We start from the raw sequence: 23,445 nt of genomic DNA, 5'->3' as shown, positions 1-23,445 counted from the left end.
AAGGAGCGCACCCCATGCTCATCGACTTCTTCTACACGCTGCGTTCGGCCAAGCTGCCGGTGTCGGTCAAGGAATACCTCACGCTGCTCGAGGCGCTCAAGTCCGACGTGGTGGGCCCGAACTCCGACGGCGCCTACGGCATCGACGACTTCTACTACCTCTCGCGCACCGCGCTCGTGAAGGACGAGAAGCACTACGACAAGTTCGACCGTGCCTTCGCCGCCTACTTCAAGGGCGTCGAGATGCTCACCGACTTCACGAAGGAAGTGCCGCTCGACTGGCTCAAGAAGACGCTGGAGCGCGAGTTCACGGCCGAAGAAAAGGCCAAGATCGAGAAGATGGGCTGGGACGAGCTCATGGAAACGCTCAAGAAGCGCTTCGAAGAACAGAAGGAACGCCACGAAGGCGGCAGCAAGTGGATCGGCACCGGCGGCACTTCGCCCTTCGGCAACGGCGGCTACAACCCGCAGGGCATCCGCATCGGCGGCGCGGGCAAGAACCGCAGTGCCGTGAAGGTGTGGGACCAGCGCGCCTACAAGGACTACGACGACACGCAGGAACTGGGCACGCGCAACATCAAGGTCGCGCTGCGCCGGCTGCGCAAGTTCGCGCGCGAAGGCCACGAGGAAGAGCTGGACCTGGACAACACCATCCACTCGACCGCCGCCAACGCCGGCTACCTCGACATCAAGATGCGGCCCGAGCGCCACAACAACGTCAAGGTGCTGCTGCTGATGGACGTGGGCGGCACGATGGACGAGCACATCCAGCGCGTCGAAGAGCTGTTCTCGGCCGTGAAGACCGAGTTCAAGCACCTGGAGTTCTACTACTTCCACAACTGCGTCTACGACTTCATGTGGAAGAACAACAAGCGCCGCTTCTCCGAGAAGTTCGCGACCTGGGACATCCTGCGCAAGTACAACAAAGACTACAAGCTGATCTTCGTGGGCGACGCCACGATGAGCCCTTACGAAATCTTGCAACCTGGCGGCAGCGTCGAATACAACAACGAAGAGGCCGGCGCCGAGTGGATCCAGCGCCTCACGCACACCTTCCCCAAGTTCGCCTGGATCAACCCCGAGCCCCAGGGCGTGTGGCAGTACCGCCAGAGCATCGCGGTGATGCAGCAGCTCATGTCCAACCGCATGTACCCGCTCACGCTGCGCGGCCTCGAAGAGGCGATGCGCATGCTGTCCAAGTAACCCGCGGCCCCGCACAAGTGGGGGGCAGCCGCCACACGGGTGCTGTCAGAATGCCCCCATGGTCAGGGTGGCATCCGTTCTTTCGCCGGCGTTGTGGCCGGCTTTGCTTTTTTCCGGCGTCCTGCTTTTGCAAGGCTGCAGCCTGCTGCCTAAAAAAGAGGCGGCGGACACGGGTGCGTCCACCGCGGGCGTGGTGCGCAGCGGCGACAGCAACGGAGACACCGCCAAGGACGATGACAAGGCCAAGGCCGACGGCCGGCGCAACGCCTTCACCGTCGACGTGCGCGGCCCCGAGACCGAGCGCGACTACCTCGCGCGCCACCTCGAAATCCAGCGCTACCGCGAGCTCGACGACCTGGGCGTGACCGAGGTCTCTCGCCTCATGGTCGCGGCCGAGGCCAATGCGCGCGAGCTGCTGGGCACGCTGGGCTACTTCACGCCCACGCTCACGCTCGAACTCAACGAAACGCCCGACAGCACCGAGGCCCCGCGCGAGGTCGTCATCACCGTGGCGCCCGGCGAGCGAACGAAAGTGTCGACCGTGCAGATCCGCTACGCCGGCCAGATCGCCAACGACCCCAGCGCCGAAGCGCAGCGCGACGCCATCCGCACCGGCTGGGCGCTGCGCGCCGGCGAGCCCTTCACCCAAGGCGCGTGGGACGACGCCAAGACCACCGCGCTGCGCAGCCTCACGGCCAAACGCTTTCCCACCGGCAGCGTGGAAATCAGCCGCGCCGAGATCGACGCCGACCGCCACGAGGCCCGCCTCGGCGTGACCTACCAATCGGGCCCGGCCTACAAGTTCGGCCCGCTGGTGCTGCGCGGCGTGGAGCGCTACGACGCCGACGCCGCACGCCGCATCGCGCGCCTGCCCACCGGCACCGACTACGACCAGCAGAAGCTGCTCGACGCCCAGCAGCGCCTGGCCAGCAGCGGCTACTACGACTCGGTGTTCCTCACGCTCGACACCGACAGCCACACGCCGCTGGCCGCGCCCGTGATCGCGCAGCTGCGCGAGGCGCCGCTGCAGAAAGTGGTGATGGGCGTGGGCTTCACCACCGACAACGGCCCGCGCCTGTCGATCGACCACACCCACAACCGCATGCCGCTGCTCGGCTGGCGCGCGGTGTCGCGGCTCTCGCTGGACAACGACATCCAGTCGCTGGGCACCGAGTGGAACGCCGTGCCCGACGACCGCGGCTGGCGCTGGTTCGCCGGCGGCGAACTCAAGAGCGAGCAGTCGGGCAGCTACGTGGTCGACAGCGGCCGGCTGCGCGGCGGGCGCAACAAGTCCAGCGACCACATCGACCGCAGCTACTTCCTGCAGTACGACTACGCGCACAACCGCGGCACCGACGCGCCGCCCTCGGCCTCGGCCGTCACCGCCAACTGGGGCTGGACCGGGCGCTACTTCGACGACAACTCGGCGCCCTCGCGCGGCTACGGCCTGGCGCTCGAGGTGGCTGCGGGCTACACGCTCACCGGCCAGCAGGTGCCCTTCACCCGCACCTACGCGCGCTGGCTCGGCGTGCTGCCGCTGGGCGCGGCCGAGGACAAGAACGCCCGTGCGCGCCGCAGCCGGCTGCAGATGCGGCTCGAAGCCGGCGCCGTCGCGGCCAAGGACAGCGCGCAGATCCCGTCCACGCTGATGTTCCTCACCGGCGGCGACACCACCGTGCGCGGCTACAGCTACAAGCAGATCGGCACCGTGCGCGCCGACGGCAAGACTGTGTCGGGCCGCTACCTCGGCGTGGCCAGCCTCGAATGGCAGCGCCCCTTCGTCTACAAGGACAAGCTCACCGAATGGGAGAGCGTGGTGTTCGTGGATGCCGGTGCCGTGGCCGACAAGCCCGGCGAGCTCAAGCCCAAGGTGGGCGTGGGCGTCGGCGCGCGCTGGCGCAGCCCCGTCGGCCCGGTGCAGGCCGACCTGGCCTACGGCGTCGACTCGAAGAAATTCCGCCTGCACTTCCGTCTCGGCTTCACCTTCTGACCCGCTTCATGCCGTCCACGCCCACCACAGCCACGCCCCGTCCCCGCTCGCGCACCCGCCGCGTGCTGCGCGCGCTGGGCTGGACGCTGGTGGGCCTGCTGCTCGTCGTGCTGCTGCTCGCCGCAGGCACCTGGTGGTGGCTCGGCTCGAACAAATCATTGGCCTTCGCGCTCGCCCAGGCCGCACAGCGCCTGCCCGCGGGCCAGACGCTCGAGAGCCGCGACGTGACCGGCTCGCTGCGCACCGGCGGACGCATCGGCTGGCTCAAGTGGCAAAGCGAGAGCCTCGCGGTCGAGGTGAACGACGCCACGCTCGGCTGGCAGCTCGCCCCGCTGTTCCAGCGCAAGGTGCAGCTCGGCGAGATCCACGCGGCGAGCCTGTCGATCGAACGCCGCGGCCCGCCCAGCGACACGCCGACCGAGCCGCTCACGCAGGTCGCGCTGCCCGTCGAAGTGGCCGAGGTGCCTTTCCGCATCGACGAGGTGCGCTGGGCCGGACCGCCCGCGCTGGAAGCCAAGGGCCTCGCGGGCCGCTACAGCTACCTCGGCGCGCAGCACGCGCTGGACATCGAAGGCGTCGACATCGCCGACGGCCACTACAGCGCCCGCGTGCGGCTGCAAGGCCCGGCGCCGATGGCGCTCGACGCCACGCTCGACGGCCGCGTGAAAGCCCCGCTCGCCGAAGACCGCCACATCGAAGTGCAGGCCAAGGCCTCCGTGAAAGGCACGCTGGCCGGCCCCGAGGCGCGCCTGCAGGTCGCCGCCGACCTGCAGCCCACCGAGCCCGACGCCGAAGCGCCCATGGCCGCCCAGCTGCGCGCGCAGATCGCCCCCTGGCTGCCGCAGCCCGTGGTCGACGCCAAGGCCGACCTGCGCAACGTCGACGCCGCCAGCCTCTGGCCCGGCGCGCCCCGGACCCGGCTCACCGGCACCGTCGAGCTCGCGCCCGACGCCGCCACCGGCCCCGCCGCGTGGAAGGCCTCGGCCGACATCCGCAACGCCGTCGCCGGCCCGTGGGACCAACAGAAGCTGCCGGTCGAGCAGGTCCAGGCCCAAGTCGGCTTCGACGGCACGACCTGGACCGTGCCCGAAGCCACCGTGCGCGCGGGGGGTGGCCGCATCGACGCCGAAGGCAGCTGGAGCCCCGCGCCCTCGCCCTGGCAGGTGCGCGCCACCGTGCGCGGCGTGCGGCCCGGCGCGCTGTACAGCGAGCTGTCGGGCGCGCCCGTCGGCGGGCAGATCAGCGCGCGGCAGGCCGAAGATTCCGACACCCTCGTCTTCGACGTGGCCCTCCGCGCCGAAGGCAACGGCGGCGCCGGCAGCAAGGCGCTGCCCGGCTTCGGCCTGGACCGCGCGCTGGCGCAGGGCCAGTGGAAAGACCAGGTGCTCGACCTGCGCACGCTGCGCGTCGAAGCGATGCGCGCCAGCATCGACGGCAAGCTGCAGGTGCGCGTGGCCGAGCAGGCCGCCAGCGGCAAGCTCACCCTCTCGCTGCCGGGCGGCAGCGCGCAGCTCGACGGCCGTATCGCGCCCACCACCGGCGGCGGCGACCTCCAGGCGCGCATCGACGACGCCGAAGCCCTGCAGCGCTGGGTGCAAGGCCTGCCGGGCCTGTCGAGCGTGTTCGCGAACGCCAGTGCCAAGGGCAGCGCCCGGCTCGACGCCAGCTGGCAAGGCGGCTGGCAGACCGTACAGCGCCGCATCGAGAACCCCGGCGCCCCCACCGCACGCGGCAACGCCGAGCCCAGCCTCAAGGCCGCGCTCACCGTGCCGCGCCTCGACCTGACCCTGCCCGCCGCCCAGCCCGGCGGCACGGCCACCAGCGTGCAGCTGCGCGCACTGCAAGCTGACCTTGCCGGCAGCATCGCCCAGGCCACGCTGACGCTCAAGGGCGAAGCCACCACCGGCACGCAGAAGCTGGCGCTCGACACCCGCGCCAGCGGCGGCCTTGCCAGCGCCAACCAGTGGCGCGCCACCCTCGCCAGCCTGCGCCTGCAAGCACAAGACACCGTCACCGCGCGCCCCGGCCAGGGCCCCTGGGTGCTGGAGCTGGGCCGCGAAGTCACGGCCACCGTGCGCGCCGCCGACAACCGCCTCGACGTCGAAGCCTCCGCCGCCGACGCCACCCTGCGCGGCCCGCTGCCCGGCACCGTGCGCATCGACTGGCAGCCGCTGCGCTTCAACCAGAGCGGCGCCGCGCCCAACCGCGTGTTCCGCCTGCAGTCCAAGGGCCAGATGCAGGGCCTGCCGATGGCCTGGGCCGGCGCGTTCGGCGCCAACGCCACGCTGAGCGAACTCGGCATCAGCGGCGACCTGCTGTTCAACGGCGACTGGGACATCGACGCCGGCGACACCCTGCGCGCCAAGGCCCGGCTCGCGCGCCAGAGCGGCGACATCCGCGTGCAGGCCGGCGAGGCCGCGCTCGTCACCCGCATCACGAGCACCGGAACCGGCACCGCGAGCGAACGCACCATGAGCTCGGCCAGCGGCAAGAACGAGGTCAACGGCGTCGATGTCACCGCCACGCCCGCCGGCCTGCGCCGCGCCGAACTGCAGCTCGACGCGCAGGGCGACGCCGTGCGCGCCACCCTGGCCTGGGACAGCGAACGCGCCGGCCGCCTCGACGCCGAGCTCGGGACCCGCATGCAGCAGCGCAGCGGCGGCTGGCAGTGGGCGCCCGATGCGCCCCTGAACGGCACCCTGCGCGCCGCGCTGCCCAACCTGGGCGTGTGGTCCATGCTCGCGCCGCCCGGCTGGCGCATCGCCGGCACGCTCGACGCCAATGCCACCCTGTCGGGCAGCCGCACCGCGCCGCGCTGGAACGGCACCCTCGGCGCCGACCAACTCGCGCTGCGCGCCCCGGTCGAAGGCCTCGACCTGCGCGACGGCCGACTGCGCGCCTCGCTCACCGGCGACCGCCTGGAGATCACCGAGTTCACGCTCAAGGGCGGCGCCGGCAGCAACGCGCGCATCGGCGGCCAGAGCGGCAACCGCAGCACCGCCGCCAGCGAAGCGCGCACCGACGGCGGCTCGCTCACCGCGCGCGGCGACCTCAGCTGGGGCAGCAACAACAGCGCGACCAGCACCGGCATCCGCATGGCCCTGCAGGCCGAGCTGCGCGCCCTGCGCGTGCTGGTGCGCACCGACCGCCAGGTGTCGCTGTCGGGCAACCTGCAGGCGCGGCTGGACGACGGCCAGTTCAACGTGCGCGGCAAGCTCAAGACCGACCGCGCCGTCATCATCCTGCCCGACGAGACCGCGCCCAGCCTGGGCAGCGACGTCGTCGTGCGCTCGGCCGCCAAGGACAAGGCCGCCGCCGAGGCCGCGCAGCGCGAATCCGCCAAGGCCGACGCCCAGGCGGCCAAGGCCGCCAAGCCCCAGACCGCCAAGCCGCCCGACATCGTCGTCACCTTCGACCTGGGTGACGACTTCGCCGTGCAGGGCCGCGGCATCACCACGCGGCTCGAGGGCGAACTCGAAATCCGCAGCACCCGCCTGGACGCCCCGCCGCGCATCACCGGCGAGGTGAAGACCGTGAAGGGCCAGTACCGCGCCTACGGCCAGCAGCTCGACGTCGAGACCGGCATCGCGCGCTTCAACGGCCCCTTCGACAACCCCGCGCTCGACATCCTGGCCATCCGCCCGAACATCGCACAGCGCGCCGGCGTGCAGATCACCGGCTCCGCGCAGTCGCCCCGCGTGAAGCTCTATGCGGAGCCCGCGCTGTCCGACGCCGAAACGCTGTCATGGGTCATCCTGGGCCGCGCCTCAGCCACCAGCGGTGGCGAGTCGGCCCTCTTGCAGCAGGCCGCCCTGTCGCTGCTCGGCAAGATCGGCGGCACCACCACCGGCGGCAGCCTGGCCAGCCGCTTCGGTCTGGACGAACTCGGCTTCAAGGGCCCCGGCAACGGCGGCGACCTGCGCGAGTCGGCCGTGACGCTGGGCAAGCGGTTGTCCAAAGACTTCTACATCACCTACGAACGCAGCCTGGGCGGCACCTTCGGCACCCTCTTCATCTTCTACGACCTGACCAAGCGCCTCACGCTGCGGGGCCAGGCGGGGCAGACGAGCGGGGTGGACCTGATCTACACGGTGAAGTACGACTGAGGGCGGCCGGGACACCCCAAGCTGGTAAAGTGCGGGCCGCGCCGCAGCAGCAGCGGCGCACACCGTCTTCGTAGTTCAATGGATAGAACGGGGTCCTCCTAAGACTCAGATACAGGTTCGATTCCTGTCGAAGGCACCAAGGCCCCGGTTCACGGCGTCTCACCCGCCAGCGTGCCATTGGCGAGCAGCACACTACAGGCCGTACCTTCTCCTCCTTGAGCGCCGCCGCGGGCTAGCGGAGCTCGACTTGAACTTCTTCGAGCGTCGGCCTGATCACGCCGACTTACCGCAGAAGCCCAGAATTGCGGCGGCAACATCCGCAGCAGCTTCGCGTTGGGGAAAGTGCCCCACCCCCGGGAGCACGATGCGCTCGTAGCGCCCCTGGAAGAACCGCTCCTTGCCAACGGATGTGTCCGGGTGATTGCATCTATCGGCGCCGCCATGCAGCACCAACGTCGGCAGCGAGAGCAAGGGCGCCGGATTCAGTACCTGCTGATCAGCTAGATAGGCTGGGGCACCGTCAGCAAAACCCCAACGATGCCGGTAGGAATGCAGAACTACAGCGCTCCAGTCTGGATTCTCGAATGCCGCGACAGCTTCCTCGAACTCCGGGTCGCTATACCAGCCCTCTGGAGACCATGTGTCCCACATCAGCCGAGTGAACGCGCGTGCATCTTGCTCGACCGCCTGCTGTCCACGAGGGGTTGCCATGAACCAGTGATACCAATAGTTCTGCGCCTGCGTGTAGCTGATCGTTTGCTTCGGATCGTTGGTGCCGTAGCCAACGGAAAGCAGCACCATCTCCGATGCGGCGTCAGCGCGCAGACCGCATGCATTGGCCACGGCGCGTGCGCCCCAATCGTGGCCCACGAGTAAAGGACGATCGACGCCGAGCGCGTCAATAAAGTCCAACAGATCTCGACCAAGTGCCGCAAGCTCGCCGCTGCGCTGCGTCTCCGGATCCAGGAAGCGCGTTGGGCCGAATCCGCGTAGAGCGGGACAGAGAACGCGAAAGCCTTTATCGGCGAGCCGTTTGGCCACGATGGACCAAGTCTCTGGACAGTCGGGCCATCCGTGCACAAGCACGGCGGTTCGACCGCCAGCAGGGTTCCACTCTAAAAACCCGATTTCCAGCGTTGGCGTTCTAACCAGTGAGTATCTGTTCATCTTGCGTGTCCTGTGGGGTGGCGAAGCCCAAGGCTAGTTCCTCCTGCCTTTCTGATTTGCAAATAATCATCTGGTATTGATCAAGATTTGCGATGAATCTAAAGTGTCGCAATGAACAACACCACGCCCGTTTTCGACATCACGCTGCTCCGAACCTTCCTCGAGGTTGTCGACTGCGGCGGGTTTGGGTTGGCGGCCGAACAGCTGTCCTTGACACCCTCCGCCGTCAGTGGACACATCAAGCGTCTGGAGGTCTCGGCGTCAAGCTTGCTCCTCAAGCGCACCACCCGCAGCCTTCAGCTCACTCCTTCGGGGCATCTTCTCCATGCCTATGCTCGAAGCATCGTAGGTTTGGAGCGTGAAGTCCGAGCGAGGTTGAGCAGCCCCGCGGCTGGGAGGTTGAGGGTCGGGGCCAGCGAGGACTTCGCAGGCACCTGGCTAGCGGACGTGCTCCAGACCTACAAGCGTTGGAATCCCGGTTCATCGATCGAGCTGAAGGTCGGCATTACTTCGGACCTTGTGAAGTTGCTCAATCGAGGACGCCTCGACGTTGTATTCGGCAAGCAATGTGCCGACATCGGGGCGACGGGTAGCTTGCTGTGGGAAGAGGAACTCGTTTGGGCGTACTCATCGGATGAAGTGTTCGACTCCGAGCTCGACCTGGTGCTGGCCATGTTTCCCGAACCATGTGTGTATCGCGATGCCGCGATCACTGCCCTTACCAAGGCGGGGAAGACCTGGAGCGTGGGGTTTGAAAGCGGCAGCATGGCTGGGTGCCTCTCCGCCGCAAAGGCGGGATTCGCGGTGACGCCCATTGCACTCAGCCAACTCCAAGACGGCCTACGCGCGTTGGGCGGTCCAGACGGTCTTCCCGCGCTCCCGCAAGTCCAGTTCTACGCCTTCACAAGGGCTGCGTCATCGGTTGCCGATGACCTGATCGCCTCGGTCACCTCGACCGGCAAGCGCCACCGCTTCTCTTCGTCTTCTCGACGGTAACGAGTGAGTCAGAGTTCGTCGGTGTTCCTGCGGAGGTAGCGTCAGGAAGCTTCCAGTACGGCTTTCCCTCGAATGTCCCGTGCGTAAAGCCTCTTGGCAACTTGATCCACTCGTCCTTCGAATCGACGGTGACCTGTGCCCGGCTTTCCTACGCGGTCGGCGAACGGTACGGCGTTTCGCACGTGCTCAGCAACGCAGTGGCGGCGATGGCGAATGCGTACGAGCGAATGGCTCTGCGTGACATGGTCCGGTGTTCCCTGGTCTTGTGGTGGTGCCGCTCGATGCCAAGGCAGCAGCGCACTGCGTACGCCCCGCCCCGCGCAGGAAAAAGGCGCCCCTCTACGACCCGACGGCGCGCCGGACTACTTTTGGATGCACCGCGTAACGGCATGCTGTCCTTCGTAGCAAGAGACAAGCAACAGGGGGCAAGCGATGAACAAGACCGAGGCCTTGGCGGCCATGGTGGAAGTGGCACGGATCGGGCGCGGCATGACACCTGCCGATGCACTCACGCAACTGGGCGAGCTGATCGCGCAGGAGTCGCCGGACGATCCGGCGCATGACGTGAAGGTCGAAAAGCTGCTGCGCCTCGGCGCCTGCATCTGGTCATTGCGGCGCGGGGTGTTCCTGCCCGAGCCGCCCGGGCGCAGCGACGAAGCGGCGGCTGCGCCGGTGCAGCGACCCCGCGAGATCGCACCCATCGGCACGGTGCCCGCGCGTGCATCGCACCCTGTCTCGCACCACCCGGTAATTCCAGCCCTGAGCACCTCGGTGCACTACGGGCTCGCGTCGGCCTTCACACCACCCGAAACTCCTCCACCACAAAGGCCGTGATCTCCGCCAGGAAGGTCTTGGCGTGCGCCATGGTGCGCTGGCCTTCGGGCGAGGCAAAGGCGGCGTTCAGCGTGTCGGGGTTCTCGAACCACAGCTCGACGATGCCGTCGATCGGCAGCTCGGCGTAGCCGCAGGGCGTGCCCTTTTCGAACTCGCGCGCGACGACCACGTTCTGGCGGTAGCCGGCCACGCCGGGCATGCGGCGCACGTGGTCGGCGTGCACCTTCCATTCGCGGCGGAAGTCTTCTTCCGACTGCGCGACCGGGCGGCGCAGGGTCGAGATGCGCTTGAGCATCGCCGGCCCCGCCGACGATGCGGGCGACGGCGGCGCGATGACCTCGGTCTGCTCGACCGTCACGATGTGCAGCCCACCCAGGAAGTGCCGCTCGTCGGCGCGGATCTCCGTCGCCAGCTCGCCGGTGTTGAAGGCTGCATCGGCCTGCGCTGCCGCATCGAACTGCAGCTGCGAGAAGCCATCGAAGTCCCACGGGCCGCGCGCGAAGTCGATGCCGCGCTGCAGCCGGTCGGTCACGCGGTTCTGGCGGTAGGCGCGCAGCGTGGGCAGGCGCGCGACGAGCGGGCCGTGGCGTTCGCGCCAGTGGCGGCTGAAGGCCTCGTCGGTCCACCCGGGCCGCTTGCGGATCAGGCCCATGCGCAGGGTCGTGGTCGTGGGTTCGGTCATCGGTCGGTCTCCTTGTGGGGTGGCGTGTTCGCTGCCTCGGCGCGCGCACGCGCCAGGCCGGGCGCACGCTTGGCGAGCCACACGCCGTGGCGCACGGGCCAGCGCTGGTACTGCGGGTCGGCGCCGAGCGCGGCGGCCGCGTGGTGCGGCCAGTAAGGGTCGAACAGGGCTTCGCGGCCGAGCGCGACGAGGTCGGCCTGCCCGGCGGCGAGCACGGCCTCGGCCTGCTGCGCGTCGACGATCATCCCGACGGCCTGCGTGACCACGCCGGCCTCGCGCCGGATGCGTTCAGAGAAGGGCACCTGGAAGCCCAGGCCGCGCGGCACGGGCAGCGCGCGCGTCTCTTCGGTGAGGCCGCCGGACGAGCAATCGATCACGTCGACGCCGCAGCGCTTCAGCTCGCGCGCAAGCACCACCGAGTCGTCGAGACTCCAGCCGTCGAGCGTGCCGTCCACGGCCGAGAGGCGGCAGAACAGCGGCTTGCCGGCGGGCCATGCGGCGCGCACGCGCTGCGCGATTTCCAAGGCGAGCGACATGCGGTTCTCGCGGCTGCCGCCGAGCGCGTCGTCGCGGTGGTTGGCGTTGGGCGACAGGAAGCTCGCCACCAGGTAGCCGTGGCCGAAGTGCAGCTCGACCACGTCGAAGCCGGCCTGGTCGGCGCGCACGGTGGCATCGACAAAGCGTTGCACGACCTCGGCCATGTCGGCGGCATCGAGCGCGCGCGGCGCCGACCAGCCGGGGCCGGCCGCGAGCGCGCTGGGGCCCAGGCGCTCCCAGGGTTCTTCATCGGCCGCCATGCGCGCCGGGTCGATGGCCGCCCCGCCCTCCCACAGCGGCTCGCTGCCGGCCTTGCGGCCCGCGTGCGCCAGCTGCACGCCGATGGCGCTGCCTTGCGCATGGACGAAGTCGACCACGGCCTTCAGCGGTGCGATCTGGCTGTCGTTCCACAGGCCGAGGTCGGCGGTGCCGATGCGCCCGCGCGGATCGACCGCGGTGCTCTCGGTGAGGATCAGGCCCGCGCCGCCGAGCGCGAACTTGCCCAAGTGCACCAGGTGCCACGGCGTGGCATGGCCGCGCTCGGCGGCGTGCTGGCACATGGGCGAGATGACGATGCGGTTGGCCAGCGTGAGCTCGCGCAGCTGCAAGGGCTGGAACAGCAGGGGAAGGGAAGAATCAGGCATGTGAAGAAATCAAGGGGCCGGCGCAGCCACGGGCCGCGTGCCGAGCCAGGTGCCGCTCATCACCGCGGCAAAGCCGAACAGGTGCCACCACGTGAGCACCTCGCCCAGCAGCAGCGCCGCGAACAGCACGCCGAACACCGGCACCCAGTAGAGAAAGACGGCCGTGCGCGCCACGCCGATGACGGAGATCGCACGGTTCCAGATGAGGTTGCCCGCGGCGGTGGCCGCGATGCCCGAGAACAGCACCAGCGCCCACGGCCACAGGCCGGGAAAGAGCTGCGCCGTGCCGAGCCGCGACGGCCCGAGCACGGTGTGCACCACGAGCATGAGCGTGCCGATCATGTAGATGACCCAGCTGATCGACAGCGGATCGATCTGCCGCGCCAGCCGCTGCACGCCCACGCCGCCGACCGCGAAGCTCACCACCGACAGCGCGAGCATCAGGTCGCCGATGCCGGCGCTCGACAGCCCCGCGCCCGGGTGGCTGAGCACCACCGCCGCCACGCCCGCGAAGCCCAGCGCCACGCCCACCATGCGGCGCGCCGTGAAGCGCTCGCCGAAGACCAGCGCGGCCATCAGCGCCGACACCAGCGGGCTCAGCGCCATGATGAGCGCGCCGTTGGTGGCGGTGGAACGCAGCAGCCCCTGCGCGAACAGGATCTGGTTGCCATAGACCATGAGGAAGGCGCAGCCCGCCATCACCGCGAGCTGCCGCGCCGTGAGCCGGGGCACGCCGCCGCGCCGCCACAGCACGATGGCGCTGAGCGCGATGCACGCCACGCCCATGCGCAGCGCCGCCAGCGGCAGCGTCTCGAAGGAGCCGGTGAGCGCCTTCACGGCCGAGACGTTCACGCCCCACACCAGCATCGCGAGCAGCATCCAGCCCTGCACGGACGCGGGCGTGGCGCCGTGCGAGGGCGCGGCTTGGTTCACCTCAGCTTTCGAGGGCGTTCCACATCTCGATGTCGCGCTCTGCGGTCCAGATGCGCGGGTGCACGTGGCCCGTGGCCTCGTCGTAGGCACGGGTCACGTCGAAGGGCATGCAGTGGTCGAAGATGACCCAGTGGCCGTAGGTCGGGCGCAGCGCGGCCACGGTTTCCTTGTAGATCACGTTGAGCGACTTGCCCTCGGCCACGCCGTTGTTCACCAGCGTGTAGACGTCGGAGATGAAGGCGCGCGTGGAGGCGATGGCCTTGCGCACGTCGGCGGCATTTTCCAGTGCGGCACCGCGGCCGGGCACCAGCTTCTCGAAGCCGAAGCCGGCCAGGCGGTCCAGCGTGGTGGGCCAGTCGCGGAAGTAGCAGTCGCCCGCGTAGGCCGTGCTCTGGTATTCGACGAGGTCGCCGGCGAAGCAGATCTTCTGGTCTTCGAGGTAGGCGATGGTGTCGCCCTTGGTGTGGCCACGGCCGACCTGCGCGATCTTCACCTCGAGCTTCTTGCCCAGCCACACGCTCATCGTGCCGTCGAAGGTCATGGTGGGCCAGGTAAGGCCGGCCGGCACCGACTCGACGTTGCGGAACAGGCGCGGGAAGCGGCCGATCTCGCTGGCCTTGTCCTGCTCGCCGCGCTCGACGATCAGGTCGTAGGTGTCGCGGCTGGCCAGGATCTGCTCGGCGCCTTCCTTGAAGTACGCCGACGCGCCCAGCACGCGCACCGCGTGGTAGTGGCTCAGCAGCACGTACTTGATGGGCAGCGGCGTGACTTCGCGGATACGGCGGATCACGTCCTGCGCCATCGCGGGCGTGGCCTGGGTGTCGACCACCATCACGGCCTCGTCGCCGATGAAGACGCCGGTGTTGGGGTCGCCCTCGGCGGTGTAGGCGTAGGCGTTCTCCGAGAGGCGGGTGAACGAGACCTTCTTTTCTTCGAGGTCGGCCTGGCTGGCGAATTTCTTGGTGGTCATGAGTGGTCCTTGGAAGTGAGAGGGAAAGTCAGTGCGTGCCGAGGTAGGCGGACTTCACCTTGGGGTTGTCGAGCAACTCGCGGCCGGAGCCTTCGAGCGTGATGCAGCCGGTTTCGAGCACGTAGGCGCGGTCGGCCACGCCCAGCGCCTGCTTGGCCATCTGTTCCACCAGCAGGATCGTGAGACCCGAGCTGCGCAGCTGGCGGATGGCGTCGAAGATGTCCTTGATGATGAGCGGCGCCAGGCCCAGCGAGGGCTCGTCGAGCAGCAGCAGGCGCGGCTCGCTCATGAGCGCGCGGGCAATCGCGAGCATTTGCTGCTCGCCGCCCGACAGCGTGCCGGACAGTTGATGCGCGCGTTCCTTCAAGCGTGGGAAGCGCGCGAACTCGCGTTCGATGGCGCGCTCCACGAAGGCCTTGTCGCTGCGGCGCGAGTAGGCGCCCAGCATCAGGTTCTCGCGCACGGTCTGGTCGGGGAACACGCCGCGCCCCTCGGGCGACAGCGCCACGCCCAGGCCCACACGCTGGTGCGCGGGCACGTGCGTGCAGTCCTTGCCGTCCACGAGCACGCGGCCTGCGGCCACGGGCTCCAGCCCGACGATGCTCTTGAGCAGCGTGCTCTTGCCGGCGCCGTTGGCGCCGATGATGGTGACGACCTCGCCCGCGCGCACTTCCAGGCTCACGCCCTTGACGGCCTCGATGGCGCCGTACGAGACCTTCACCGATTCGATTTTCAACATGATGGTTTCGGTCCTCTGGCTCAGGCGGGCACGGCGGCCATGTCTTCTTCGTCGTCCACGCCCAGGTAGGCCTCGACCACGCGCGGATTCGACTGCACCTCGGCCGGCTTGCCTTCGGCGATCTTCACGCCGTAGTCGAGCACGATCACGTGGTCGGAGATCGACATCACCAGGTCCATGTGGTGCTCCACCATCAGGATGGACACGCCGCACTTGCCGATGCGCACCAGCAGTTCGCCGAGCTCGGCGGTCTCCTGCGGGTTGAGGCCGGCGGCGGGCTCGTCGAGCAGCAGCAGCTGCGGCTCGGTGGCCAGCGCGCGCGCCAGCTCCACGCGGCGCTGCAGGCCGTAGGGCAGGCTGCCGGCGGGCCAGTGCGCCAGGTGGCCCAGGCCCACGAGGTCGAGCAGCTGCAGCGCGCGCTCGCGCGTGGCGCGCTCCTGCTTGCCGGCCGTGGGCCAGGCCACGAGCGACGACAGGAAGCCGTTGCTCATGCGGCTGTGCCGCCCGAGCATCACGTTGTCGAGCACCGAGAGGTCGGCGAACAAACGCAGGTTCTGGAAGGTGCGGCCCATGCCCAGGCAGCAGATGGTGTGCGCCGGCTGGCCCACGATGTTGCGGCCCAGGAAGCGGATCACGCCCGCGTCGGGTTCGACCACGCCGGTGAGCATGTTGATCATGGTGCTCTTGCCGGCGCCGTTCGGGCCGATGAGCGCATGGATGTGGCCGCGCTGCAGGCGGAACGACACGTCCTGCGCGGGCTTCACGCCGCCGTACGACTTGGTCACGCCCTGCACCACCAGCAGCTCGCCTTCGCCGCCGGGACCGATCTGGCCCGGCACGCCGTTGCCGGTCGCCCCTTCGCCGCGGTGGCGTGACTTCAGGAACCACTTGTTGAACAGGCCCACCACGCCGCCCGGCATCACGTACAGCGCGAACAGCAGCAGGAAGCCGTACAGGAAGTGCTGCGCCGAGGGCCAGCGCGCGAGCAGCGCGTCGGTCGCCGTGAGCAGCACCGCGCCCACGATGGGGCCGTACATCGAACCCGCGCCGCCGAACAGCACCAAGAGCAGGATGAAGATCGACAGGTGGAAGGTGATGAAGTCGGAGTTGATGTACTGGTTCTGCTGCGCCACGAGCGCGCCCGCGATGCCGCAGGTGACGGCCGCGACCACGAAGGCCATGACCTTGGCGCGGTACACGCGCACGCCCACCGACGACGAGGCGATCTCGTCCGCCTGCAACGACAGCAGCGCGCGGCCGAAGCGGCCCTGCAGCAGGTTGCGCAGCAGCAGGTGCAGCGCGGCGCTGAGCACGATGCCCAAAATCACCCATTGCACGCTGCTCAGGGGCTGGCCGTTCCAGGTCAGCGGGCGGATGCCGTAGATGCCCTGCGCGCCGCCGAACACGTCGGTCCATTCGCCCACGAGCTTCTCGACCACGATGCCGAAGGCCAGCGTGACCATCGCGAGGTACGGGCCCTTCACGCGCAGCGAGGGCAGCGCGATGAGCACGCCGCACACGCCGGAGACAACCGCCGCGATCACCAGCGCGAGCCACGGACTCAGCTCGGTGCGCGAGGTGATGAGCGCGACCGCGTAGGCACCGGCTGCGAACAGGCCGGCCTGGCCCAGCGATTTCTGACCTGCGTAGCCGACCAGCACGTTCATGCCGGCGGCGCACAGGTAGTAGACGCACATCATGAAGGCGATGCGCAGGTAGTAGTCGTTGCCGGACAGCGAGACGAGGCCGCACAGCACGGCCGCCACCAGCACCACGGCGGCGGGATGGGCGAGGCGCTTCATACCTTCTCCACCGTCGAGCGGCCGAACAGGCCCGTGGGCCGGAACGCCAGCACCAGGATCACGAGCGCGAACACCGCGACCTCGCGCCACTGCGCCTGCCAGAGGTTCACCATCGACTCGAGCACGCCGAGAAGAAAGCCGCCGATGACGCAGCCGCGCGGGTTGCTCAGGCCGCCGATCATGGCGCCCGAAAAACCCTTGAGCCCCACGGTCAGCCCCATGAAGAGCGAGGCCTGCGCGATGGGCGCGAGCAGGAAGCCCGACAGCCCCGCCAGCGCCGAGCTGACGACGAAGGCGCCGATCATCATGGCGTTGGTGTTGATGCCCATGAGACTGGCGACGTTGCCGTTCTGCGCCACGGCGCGCATGGCCTTGCCGATCATGGTGCGGTTCATCACGCGGTCGAAGCCGATCATCACGACCACGGCCACGCCCAGCGTGAGCAGTTCCTGCGGGCGCACGCCCACGCCGAACATGCGGATCACGGTGTCGCCCACGGGCGCGGGCACCACCACGGGCTTCGGGCCCCAGATGGCCAGGCCCACGCTCTGCAGGATCACGCCGAAACCCAGCGTGCTCATGACCCAGGCCATGCCCGGGCGGCCCGCGAACGGACGCACGCCGAGCACGTAGAGCAGCCAGCCCAGGAGGCCCATCACGCCGAGCGCGGCGACCAGCGCGAACAGCTGCGCGCCCGCGCCGGGCACGGCGTCGCCGAAGGTGGTGGAACTGAGCGGCTTGCCCAGCACGAGGAACAGCGCGCTCATGCCGATGAACGCGCCGGCCGAGACGAACTCGCCGTGCGAGAAGTTCAGCGTCTTGGTCGTCGTGAACGTGATGCTGAATCCCAGCGCCACCAGCGCATAGGCACCGCCGACGGCGAGCCCGCTGATGAGCGCCTGCAGGAGCGCTTCAACCATGGTGTGTATCTCCGTTGCAGAACGGGGCGGCGCCCCGTTCCTTTTGTGTCTCAGACGTTTATTGTTTGAAGTCGGCCGGCTTGAGCGCACCGATCAGCGCGTCGCTGTAGGGCAGCAGCTTGCCGTCCTTCCAGCGGATCCAGACCAGGTCCTTGGCCGTGAGGGCTTCGTGGTTGGTCTTGCTGAAGGGCTTCTCGTAGGTCTTGAGCACGCCCTGCACCGGCGTCTTCAGGTCTTCGAGCGCCGCACGCACGGCGGCGCCGTCGGTGCTGTTGGCCTGCTTCATGGCCTGGGCCAGCAGCAGCACCGAGTCGTAGCCGTGCAGCGCGAACGAGAACGAGCCCGGCGCCTTCAGCTTGCTGCCGATGCGGTCGAACAGCTTCTGCTGCACGGGCGTGCGCGTCTCGCTCACGGTGCGCATGAAGATCGGCTTCTCGGCCAGCGCCTTGCCGGCCGCGTCGTAGAAGGTGATGTTGTCGGCCGCCCACGAGGTGAGCGTGAGCGGGAAGTAGTTGATCTTCTCCATGCTGCGCACCAGCTGCGCGATGGGCGTGCCCTGCGCCCACACCACCACGGTGTCGACGTTGGCGGCCTTCATCTTGGAGAGCTGCGAGGTCATGTCGGTGTCGCCGACGCCGAAGCGCTCGGTGGCCGCGATCTTGATGTCCTGCAGCTTGGCGATTTCTTCCATGTCCTTCAGCCCGCCCTGGCCGTAGCCGGTGGTCTCTGCCATGAGGCCCACGACCTTGGAGCCGGCCGTGTTGCGCTTCACGTAGGCCATGAGCGCGGCGACCTGCTCGCGGTCGACCATCGAGACGCGGAACATGTAGTTGTCGGCGCCGGCGCTCATCGGCTTGGTGATGTCGGTGCCCGAGCCCACGTTGCCCAGCACCGGAATCTTCTTCTGGTTGGCGATGTGCTTCCAGGCCATGGCGTTGCCCGAGTTGGTGGGGCCGAACACGGCGACGACCTTCTCGTTGTCGACCAGGTCGCTCATGTTCTGGATCGACTTCGGCGGCGCCGAGACGTCATCGCGCGTGACCAGCGTGAACTTCCGTCCGAGCGCGCCGCCGGCGGCGTTCAGGTCGGCGATGGCCGCCTCCATGCCCAGCACCGCGGCCTGGCCGCTCTGCGCCGAAGGCGACGCCGAGAGGTCGCCGTTGTAGCCGAGCTTGATGTCTTGCGCGTAGGCGCCTGCCGAGAACGCAGCGAAGGCGGCGGTCGCGAGCAGGGTCTTGTACAGACGGATCGTTTTCATTCTTTGTCTCCTAAGGGTTGACGGACGGGGAACGGGAAATCGAAAAGGAAGAGGCGTGGCTCAGACGGCGAGGAAGCCGCCGTCCACCGGCAGCGTGATGCCAGTGACGTAGCGCGACATGTCGCTGGCCAGGAAGATCACCGGGCCCACCAGGTCTTCGGTCTGGCCGACGCGGCCCAGCGGGATGCGCGTCATGAACGACTCGAGGCGCTGCGGGTTCTCGCGCGTGGCGGCGGTCATGGGCGTCTCGATCACGCCAGGTGCCAGTGCGTTCACGCGCACGCCGGCCGGTGCGAGCTCCTGCGCCAGCGACTGCGTGAGCATCTTGATGGCGCCCTTTGAGGGCGAGTAGCCCAGGCTCGCGGCCTGCCCTGCATAGGCGGCGATGGAGGCGATGTTGATGATCGAGCCCTTCGTCTGCTTGAGCACGGGGATGAAGGCCAGCGTGGTGTTGAAGGTGCCGTGCACGTTCACGTCGATGGTCTTCTTCCAGTTGGCCGCGGCGTTCGGGCTGCTGGTGGTCTCGCGGATGATGATGCCGGCGTTGTTCACCAGCAGGTCGACATGGCCGACCTCTTGCGCCACGCGCGCGGCCAGCGCCTGGCAGGCCTCGGGCGCGGTGACGTCCAGCACGAACGACCAGGCCTCGCCGCCTTCGCTGCGCACCAGTTGCGCGGTCTCGGCCACGGTGGCTTCGTTCATGTCGGTGACGACGACGCGCGCGCCCGCCTGGGCCAGGCCGAGCGCGAGCGCGCGGCCATTGCCCTGGCCGGCGCCGGTGATCAGCGCGAGGCGGCCTTCGAGCAGGCGCGGTGCGACGTGAGGAGGAAAGGGCATGGTCGGCTCCTTGGGTTGACTATCGGAACGGGATCAGGCGCCGCGCGGCACCGCCACGGCTTCGCGCTGCTCGACGTGCAGGGGCACAGCCACTTCGGCCTGCGCGACCTGCAGTCCCGCGACATAGCCGAAGGTGAGCGCCGGGCCGAGCGTGATGCCCGCGCCGGGGTAGTTGCCGCCCATCACGCTGGCCGCATCGTTGCCGACGGCGTACAGGCCCTTGATCGGCTGGCGGTCGGCGTCGAGCACGCGGGTCTTCTCGTCAGTGACGAGGCCGGCGAAGGTACCGATGTCGCCGATGACCAGCTTGATCGCGTAGTACGGCCCGTTGTCCAGCGGCGCGACGCAGGGGTTGGGCGTGACATTGGCGTCGCCCTGGTAGCGGTTGTAGGCCTTGCTGCCCTTGCCGAAGGCGGGATCGTCGCCGGTGCGCGCGCCCTGGTTGAACTCCTGCACGGTGGCTTCGAGCGCGGCGGGGGCGATGCCGATTTCTTTCGCCAGCTCGCCGATGCTCGCGCCGCGCTTGAGGTAGCCGGTCTTCAGGTGGCGGCCAATGGGCAGCGGCGCGGGGGCGACGCAGCCCAGGCCGTAGTCGCGCAGCGCCTTGTGGTCGCACAGCAGCCAGGCCGTGACCTCGGGCTCGCCCTCGCAGGCCTTGACCATCGCCTGCACGAAGTCATGGTACGAGTTGCCTTCGTTGGCAAAGCGCTTGCCCTTGGGTGTGACCGCGATCACGCCGGGCTTGGCGCGGTCGATGAAGTGCGGCATGACGCCCTTGCTGCCGTCGGGGCGCGTGGTGACCGAGGCCGGCACCCAGGCCGCGGCATGCGGGATGGTGCCGTCGACGCGGCCGCCCACGGCCTCGGCCAGGCGCAGGCCGTCGCCGGTGTTCGTGGAAGGCGACGGCGAGTAGTGCTCCTTGCCGGTGGGTGCGTGCGGGAACAGTTGCTTGCGGCGCTCCACGTCGTAGGGGAAGCCGCCGCAGGCCAGCACCACGCCGCGCCTGGCAGTGATGCGCACCGTCTTGCCTTCGTGCTGCACCACGGCGCCCGAGACGCCGTCGTACTCGACCACGAGTTTCTTCACGGGCGACGAGAGCCACACGGGAATGTCCAGGTCCATCGCGGCCTTGGCCAGGCGGCCGGCCAGCGCGTTGCCGTTGGTCAGTGTCATGCCGCGGCCGTGGCGGACCACGTCCAGGAAGTGGCGGGTCAGGCGCTTGGTCACGTACCAGAACGAGGTCGGCGACTTGAAGGCCCGCATGAAGTGTTTGATCTCGGGGCCCGAGCCCAACATCATCCCGAACACCGTGAGTTCGGGCAGCGGCGGCGCCAGGTGCTTGATGCGCGCACCGAGCTCGCGGCCGTCGAACGGACGCGTGACCATCGAGCGGCCGCCGGGCTGGCCGCCGGGCGCTTCGGCGTGGTAGTCGGGGAAGACGGCCGGCATGTCGAACTGCACGCAGGTCTGGCGCGTGAAGAAGTCGATGGCCTTGGGGCCCATGTCGAGGAAGGCGCCCACGCGCGCGGCGTCGAAGTGCGTCGTGGTCTCGTGCTTCATGTAGTCGAGCGCGGCGCCGGGCGGCTCATGGATGCCCTGCTCCGTGGCCAGGCGCGTGCCCGGAATCCACAGCCAGCCACCCGAGCGCGCGGTGGTGCCGCCGAAGCGCGGCTCTTTCTCGACCACCAGCACCTTCAAACCCTGCGACGCCGCCGTGACGGCGGTGGCCATGCCCGACGCGCCGCTGCCGACGACGAGGACATCGCATTCCCACGTGTTCTGTTCCATCTCTGCCTCTGTTCGCTCTCGTGTTGTGTGTACGACTTAAGTTGCGGCGGAGTGTAGGCAGCGATGTTGATATGGTCAAGTCGTTTAGTTACTATCAGATGATCAGTCATCGTCGATTGAACACGACAATATCAGTAGAAACCCTGATGGCTATACTCGCTCCCACTCTCAACCCCCACGCCGGGCGCCCCATGGAAAAGCCAAGACGTGGCATTCAATCCGTCGAAATCGGAACGCAATTGCTGGTCGCGCTCGGGCGGCACGTGGCGCCCATGGCGCTGCGCGACCTCGGCAAATCGGCCGGCATTCCGGTCGGCAAGGCGCACCCCTACCTCGTCAGTTTTCTGAAAGTCGGCTTCGTGGTGCAGGACGGCGCCGGCCGCTACGAGCTGGGCCCGCTGGCCCTGCAGCTGGGCCTGGCCAAGCTGCAGCGGCTCGACCCGATCAAGGAGGCGTCGCCCCTCATCGAGGCGCTCGCGTCCGAGACCGAGCAGAGCATCGCGGTCGCGGTCTGGGGCAACTTCGGGCCGACCGTGGTGCGGCTGGAAGAACCGATCCACCCGCTGCACGTGAACCTGCGCACCGGCACCGTGATGTCGCTGGCCTACACGGCCACGGGCCGGCTGTTCGCGGCCTACCTGCCGCCGAAGGTGGTGGAAAAGATGATGCTCGAAGACCTGGCGCGCACGCGTCCGGCCGACGGGCGCGGCGCCAGCGAAGAGCTGTCGAAGTCGCAGATCGAGGCGCTCCTGGTCGAGACGCGGTTGCACGGCATCTCGCGCACGCTGGGCCAGCCGATTCCGGGCATCGACGCCTTCTGCGCGCCGGTGTTCGACTCGACCAACAACCTGGTGCTGGGCATCACGGCCATGGGCCCCGAGGCCACCTTCGACAGCGACTGGAACGGCCGCGTGGCCGTGCCGCTGAAGGCCTGCGCGCTCGAAATCTCGCGCCGCCTGGGCTTCGTGCCCACCGACGAAGCGGGCTGAACCGCCGGCCCGAGCCGTGTAGGCAGGCGCTCACGCGCTTGGTTTGCCTTATCCCGCACGCGCGGGCCGCAGACGCGGCCACCGTAGAGGCCTACCTACCTCACGGAGACCGGTCATGAAAAGCATCATCCTTTGGCTCTGCGGCGTCCCGCTGATCGTGATCATCGGGCTGAAGGTGTTCGGCATTCTCTGACCGGCCACGCGCCACGGCGAACGATCCCGCTTCCTCCTCACGGCGCTTCTTGCGTCGTTACAGCGCCCCTCCCGGGGCGCTTTTTTTGCGGATAGATCCGGTCAGTGCCGCTCAGTGGGTGTCGCGGCGCAGCTGCTGCACGTCTTCATGCAGCGAATGCGCCCAGCTGCGGCGTTCGCGACTGTACGAAGGCTGCGGCTCGCCGAAGCGCACGATGGCCAAGAGCGGCGGCGCGCGCAGCGTGTTCCACACCGAGGCCAGCAGGCTGTCGTCGTCGATGTAGCGCGGCGCCTGGCTGGTCTCGCCGGTGGCGGCGTCGGCAAAGCGCAGCGCGGCCGGGATCACCGGCGCGCCCGAGGAAATCGCGGCCTGCAGCAGGTTGGCATGGAACGGCAGCAGCCCGCGCCCGTCGCTCGTGGTGCCTTCGGGGAACACGCCGATCAGGTCGCCGCCGCGCAGCGCCTCGGTCATGTGGTGCACCACGCGCATGGCGTCGCGCCGACGTTCGCGCTCGATGTAGAGCGTGCCGGAGCCGGTGGACAGCGTGCCGATCACCGGCCACTGCTTGACGTCCGACTTCGACACGAAGCGCACATGGCGCGCCGCATGGATGGCGGTGATGTCGAGCCACGACAGGTGGTTGCAGATGAGCAGCGCCGGCCCGTGCGCGGGCGGCTCGCCCTGCACGCGCAGCGTGACGCCCATGATCTGCAGCATGCGCGCCGACCAGGCCTGCACGCGCGCGTTGCGCTCGTCCTGCGGCAGGCGGGGGAAGGTGAAGCGGATCGTCCACCAGCCCGACAGCGCATGCGAGGCCGCATGCAGCAGGCGCCAGCCGGCCTTCAACGAGTGCAGCAT

The 23,445-nt window shown here is 68.8% G+C and carries 18 protein-coding genes and 1 tRNA gene; 7 read left to right on the top strand and 12 right to left on the bottom strand.

The genetic code is table 11. From position 1 onward, the window contains the following. Positions 1-14: 14 nt before the first annotated feature. The 4 genes from AC1RLW_RS27055 to AC1RLW_RS27040 all read left to right on the top strand — a co-directional run bounded on the left by AC1RLW_RS27055 (position 15) and on the right by AC1RLW_RS27040 (position 7,437). Positions 15-1,202 (top strand): vWA domain-containing protein, encoded by a 1,188-nt coding sequence (locus AC1RLW_RS27055; protein ID WP_062482585.1) that lies wholly within the window; start codon positions 15-17, stop codon positions 1,200-1,202. A gap of 58 nt (positions 1,203-1,260) precedes the next feature. Beyond that, positions 1,261-3,192, top strand: coding sequence for an autotransporter assembly complex protein TamA (locus AC1RLW_RS27050; protein ID WP_492737818.1), 1,932 nt, complete (start codon positions 1,261-1,263; stop codon positions 3,190-3,192). Between the two features lie 8 nt (positions 3,193-3,200). Then, positions 3,201-7,298 (top strand): translocation/assembly module TamB domain-containing protein, encoded by a 4,098-nt coding sequence (locus AC1RLW_RS27045; RefSeq protein ID WP_493195751.1) that lies wholly within the window; start codon positions 3,201-3,203, stop codon positions 7,296-7,298. A 64-nt stretch (positions 7,299-7,362) separates the two neighbouring features. Beyond that, positions 7,363-7,437: transfer RNA gene (locus tag AC1RLW_RS27040), tRNA-Arg, on the top strand. A 134-nt stretch (positions 7,438-7,571) separates the two neighbouring features. Here AC1RLW_RS27040 and AC1RLW_RS27035 read toward each other — a convergent pair. Beyond that, a complete protein-coding gene (locus tag AC1RLW_RS27035; RefSeq protein WP_493195749.1) occupies positions 7,572-8,465 on the bottom strand; it encodes an alpha/beta fold hydrolase in 894 nt (297 codons plus the stop codon). Between the two features lie 111 nt (positions 8,466-8,576). Here AC1RLW_RS27035 and AC1RLW_RS27030 point away from each other — a divergent pair, with 111 nt between their 5' ends. Both AC1RLW_RS27030 and AC1RLW_RS27025 read left to right on the top strand, forming a co-directional pair. Next, positions 8,577-9,461 carry a LysR family transcriptional regulator gene (locus AC1RLW_RS27030; protein WP_493195748.1) on the top strand — a complete coding sequence of 295 codons (885 nt, stop codon included), beginning with the start codon at positions 8,577-8,579 and terminating at the stop codon, positions 9,459-9,461. A gap of 432 nt (positions 9,462-9,893) precedes the next feature. Next, entirely contained in the window at positions 9,894-10,295 is a 402-nt protein-coding gene (locus tag AC1RLW_RS27025; protein WP_493195747.1) for a hypothetical protein, read from the top strand. Here AC1RLW_RS27025 and AC1RLW_RS27020 read toward each other — a convergent pair. From AC1RLW_RS27020 to AC1RLW_RS26975, 10 genes are read right to left on the bottom strand one after another with little or no spacing between them, the layout of a single operon-like run. Continuing rightward, positions 10,258-10,977, bottom strand: a complete 720-nt coding sequence (locus AC1RLW_RS27020; protein ID WP_493195746.1) for an EthD domain-containing protein — start codon at positions 10,975-10,977, stop codon at positions 10,258-10,260. The two genes, AC1RLW_RS27025 and AC1RLW_RS27020, sit on opposite strands and share 38 nt — an antisense overlap. Continuing rightward, the gene (locus AC1RLW_RS27015) at positions 10,974-12,158 is read right to left on the bottom strand and encodes an NADH:flavin oxidoreductase/NADH oxidase (RefSeq protein ID WP_493195745.1); all 1,185 of its coding nucleotides are present in this window, start codon (positions 12,156-12,158) and stop codon (positions 10,974-10,976) included. Before AC1RLW_RS27015 ends, AC1RLW_RS27020 begins: the two co-directional genes overlap by 4 nt. A gap of 9 nt (positions 12,159-12,167) precedes the next feature. Next, entirely contained in the window at positions 12,168-13,091 is a 924-nt protein-coding gene (locus AC1RLW_RS27010) for a DMT family transporter (protein WP_493195744.1), read from the bottom strand. 1 nt (position 13,092) lies between these two features. Continuing rightward, positions 13,093-14,061, bottom strand: a complete 969-nt coding sequence (locus AC1RLW_RS27005; RefSeq protein ID WP_095746773.1) for an MBL fold metallo-hydrolase — start codon at positions 14,059-14,061, stop codon at positions 13,093-13,095. 28 nt (positions 14,062-14,089) lie between these two features. Further along, positions 14,090-14,800 carry an ABC transporter ATP-binding protein gene (locus tag AC1RLW_RS27000; RefSeq protein WP_493195743.1) on the bottom strand — a complete coding sequence of 237 codons (711 nt, stop codon included), beginning with the start codon at positions 14,798-14,800 and terminating at the stop codon, positions 14,090-14,092. A gap of 20 nt (positions 14,801-14,820) precedes the next feature. Next, a complete protein-coding gene (locus AC1RLW_RS26995) occupies positions 14,821-16,602 on the bottom strand; it encodes a branched-chain amino acid ABC transporter ATP-binding protein/permease (protein ID WP_493195742.1) in 1,782 nt (593 codons plus the stop codon). Next, entirely contained in the window at positions 16,599-17,522 is a 924-nt protein-coding gene (locus AC1RLW_RS26990; protein WP_062469725.1) for a branched-chain amino acid ABC transporter permease, read from the bottom strand. Before AC1RLW_RS26990 ends, AC1RLW_RS26995 begins: the two co-directional genes overlap by 4 nt. 58 nt (positions 17,523-17,580) lie before the next feature. Next, positions 17,581-18,780 (bottom strand): ABC transporter substrate-binding protein, encoded by a 1,200-nt coding sequence (locus AC1RLW_RS26985; RefSeq protein ID WP_062469728.1) that lies wholly within the window; start codon positions 18,778-18,780, stop codon positions 17,581-17,583. 60 nt (positions 18,781-18,840) lie between these two features. After that, positions 18,841-19,617, bottom strand: a complete 777-nt coding sequence (locus tag AC1RLW_RS26980) for an SDR family NAD(P)-dependent oxidoreductase (protein WP_369630137.1) — start codon at positions 19,615-19,617, stop codon at positions 18,841-18,843. Positions 19,618-19,650: 33 nt separating this feature from the next. Continuing rightward, positions 19,651-21,405 carry an FAD-dependent oxidoreductase gene (locus tag AC1RLW_RS26975; protein ID WP_493195741.1) on the bottom strand — a complete coding sequence of 585 codons (1,755 nt, stop codon included), beginning with the start codon at positions 21,403-21,405 and terminating at the stop codon, positions 19,651-19,653. A gap of 191 nt (positions 21,406-21,596) precedes the next feature. Here AC1RLW_RS26975 and AC1RLW_RS26970 point away from each other — a divergent pair, with 191 nt between their 5' ends. Then, complete coding sequence (locus tag AC1RLW_RS26970; protein ID WP_447747110.1) at positions 21,597-22,394, top strand: IclR family transcriptional regulator; 798 nt, start codon at positions 21,597-21,599, stop codon at positions 22,392-22,394. A gap of 304 nt (positions 22,395-22,698) precedes the next feature. Here the strand turns inward: AC1RLW_RS26970 and AC1RLW_RS26965 are convergent, their stop codons facing one another. Then, the gene (locus tag AC1RLW_RS26965; protein WP_493195740.1) at positions 22,699-23,445 is read right to left on the bottom strand and encodes a lysophospholipid acyltransferase family protein; all 747 of its coding nucleotides are present in this window, start codon (positions 23,443-23,445) and stop codon (positions 22,699-22,701) included.

Source organism: Variovorax sp. GW822-FHT04A09 (assembly GCF_058801005.1).
This window is presented reverse-complemented; position numbering and strand designations above follow the sequence as displayed.

Excerpts from the sequence above, each read along its gene's own strand:
- AC1RLW_RS27045 (WP_493195751.1), top strand. The coding sequence starts at position 3,201 with ATGCCGTCCACGCCCACCACAGCCACGCCCCGTCCCCGCTCGCGCACC.
- AC1RLW_RS26970 (WP_447747110.1), top strand. The coding sequence starts at position 21,597 with ATGGAAAAGCCAAGACGTGGCATTCAATCCGTCGAAATCGGAACGCAA.
- AC1RLW_RS26980 (WP_369630137.1), bottom strand. The coding sequence starts at position 19,617 with ATGCCCTTTCCTCCTCACGTCGCACCGCGCCTGCTCGAAGGCCGCCTC.
- AC1RLW_RS26985 (WP_062469728.1), bottom strand. The coding sequence starts at position 18,780 with ATGAAAACGATCCGTCTGTACAAGACCCTGCTCGCGACCGCCGCCTTC.
- AC1RLW_RS27015 (WP_493195745.1), bottom strand. The coding sequence starts at position 12,158 with ATGCCTGATTCTTCCCTTCCCCTGCTGTTCCAGCCCTTGCAGCTGCGC.
- AC1RLW_RS26965 (WP_493195740.1), bottom strand. The coding sequence starts at position 23,445 with ATGCTGCACTCGTTGAAGGCCGGCTGGCGCCTGCTGCATGCGGCCTCG.
- AC1RLW_RS26990 (WP_062469725.1), bottom strand. The coding sequence starts at position 17,522 with ATGGTTGAAGCGCTCCTGCAGGCGCTCATCAGCGGGCTCGCCGTCGGC.
- AC1RLW_RS27025 (WP_493195747.1), top strand. The coding sequence starts at position 9,894 with ATGAACAAGACCGAGGCCTTGGCGGCCATGGTGGAAGTGGCACGGATC.
- AC1RLW_RS27050 (WP_492737818.1), top strand. The coding sequence starts at position 1,261 with ATGGTCAGGGTGGCATCCGTTCTTTCGCCGGCGTTGTGGCCGGCTTTG.
- AC1RLW_RS27020 (WP_493195746.1), bottom strand. The coding sequence starts at position 10,977 with ATGACCGAACCCACGACCACGACCCTGCGCATGGGCCTGATCCGCAAG.
- AC1RLW_RS26995 (WP_493195742.1), bottom strand. The coding sequence starts at position 16,602 with ATGAAGCGCCTCGCCCATCCCGCCGCCGTGGTGCTGGTGGCGGCCGTG.
- AC1RLW_RS26975 (WP_493195741.1), bottom strand. The coding sequence starts at position 21,405 with ATGGAACAGAACACGTGGGAATGCGATGTCCTCGTCGTCGGCAGCGGC.
- AC1RLW_RS27030 (WP_493195748.1), top strand. The coding sequence starts at position 8,577 with ATGAACAACACCACGCCCGTTTTCGACATCACGCTGCTCCGAACCTTC.
- AC1RLW_RS27005 (WP_095746773.1), bottom strand. The coding sequence starts at position 14,061 with ATGACCACCAAGAAATTCGCCAGCCAGGCCGACCTCGAAGAAAAGAAG.
- AC1RLW_RS27035 (WP_493195749.1), bottom strand. The coding sequence starts at position 8,465 with ATGAACAGATACTCACTGGTTAGAACGCCAACGCTGGAAATCGGGTTT.
- AC1RLW_RS27055 (WP_062482585.1), top strand. The coding sequence starts at position 15 with ATGCTCATCGACTTCTTCTACACGCTGCGTTCGGCCAAGCTGCCGGTG.
- AC1RLW_RS27000 (WP_493195743.1), bottom strand. The coding sequence starts at position 14,800 with ATGTTGAAAATCGAATCGGTGAAGGTCTCGTACGGCGCCATCGAGGCC.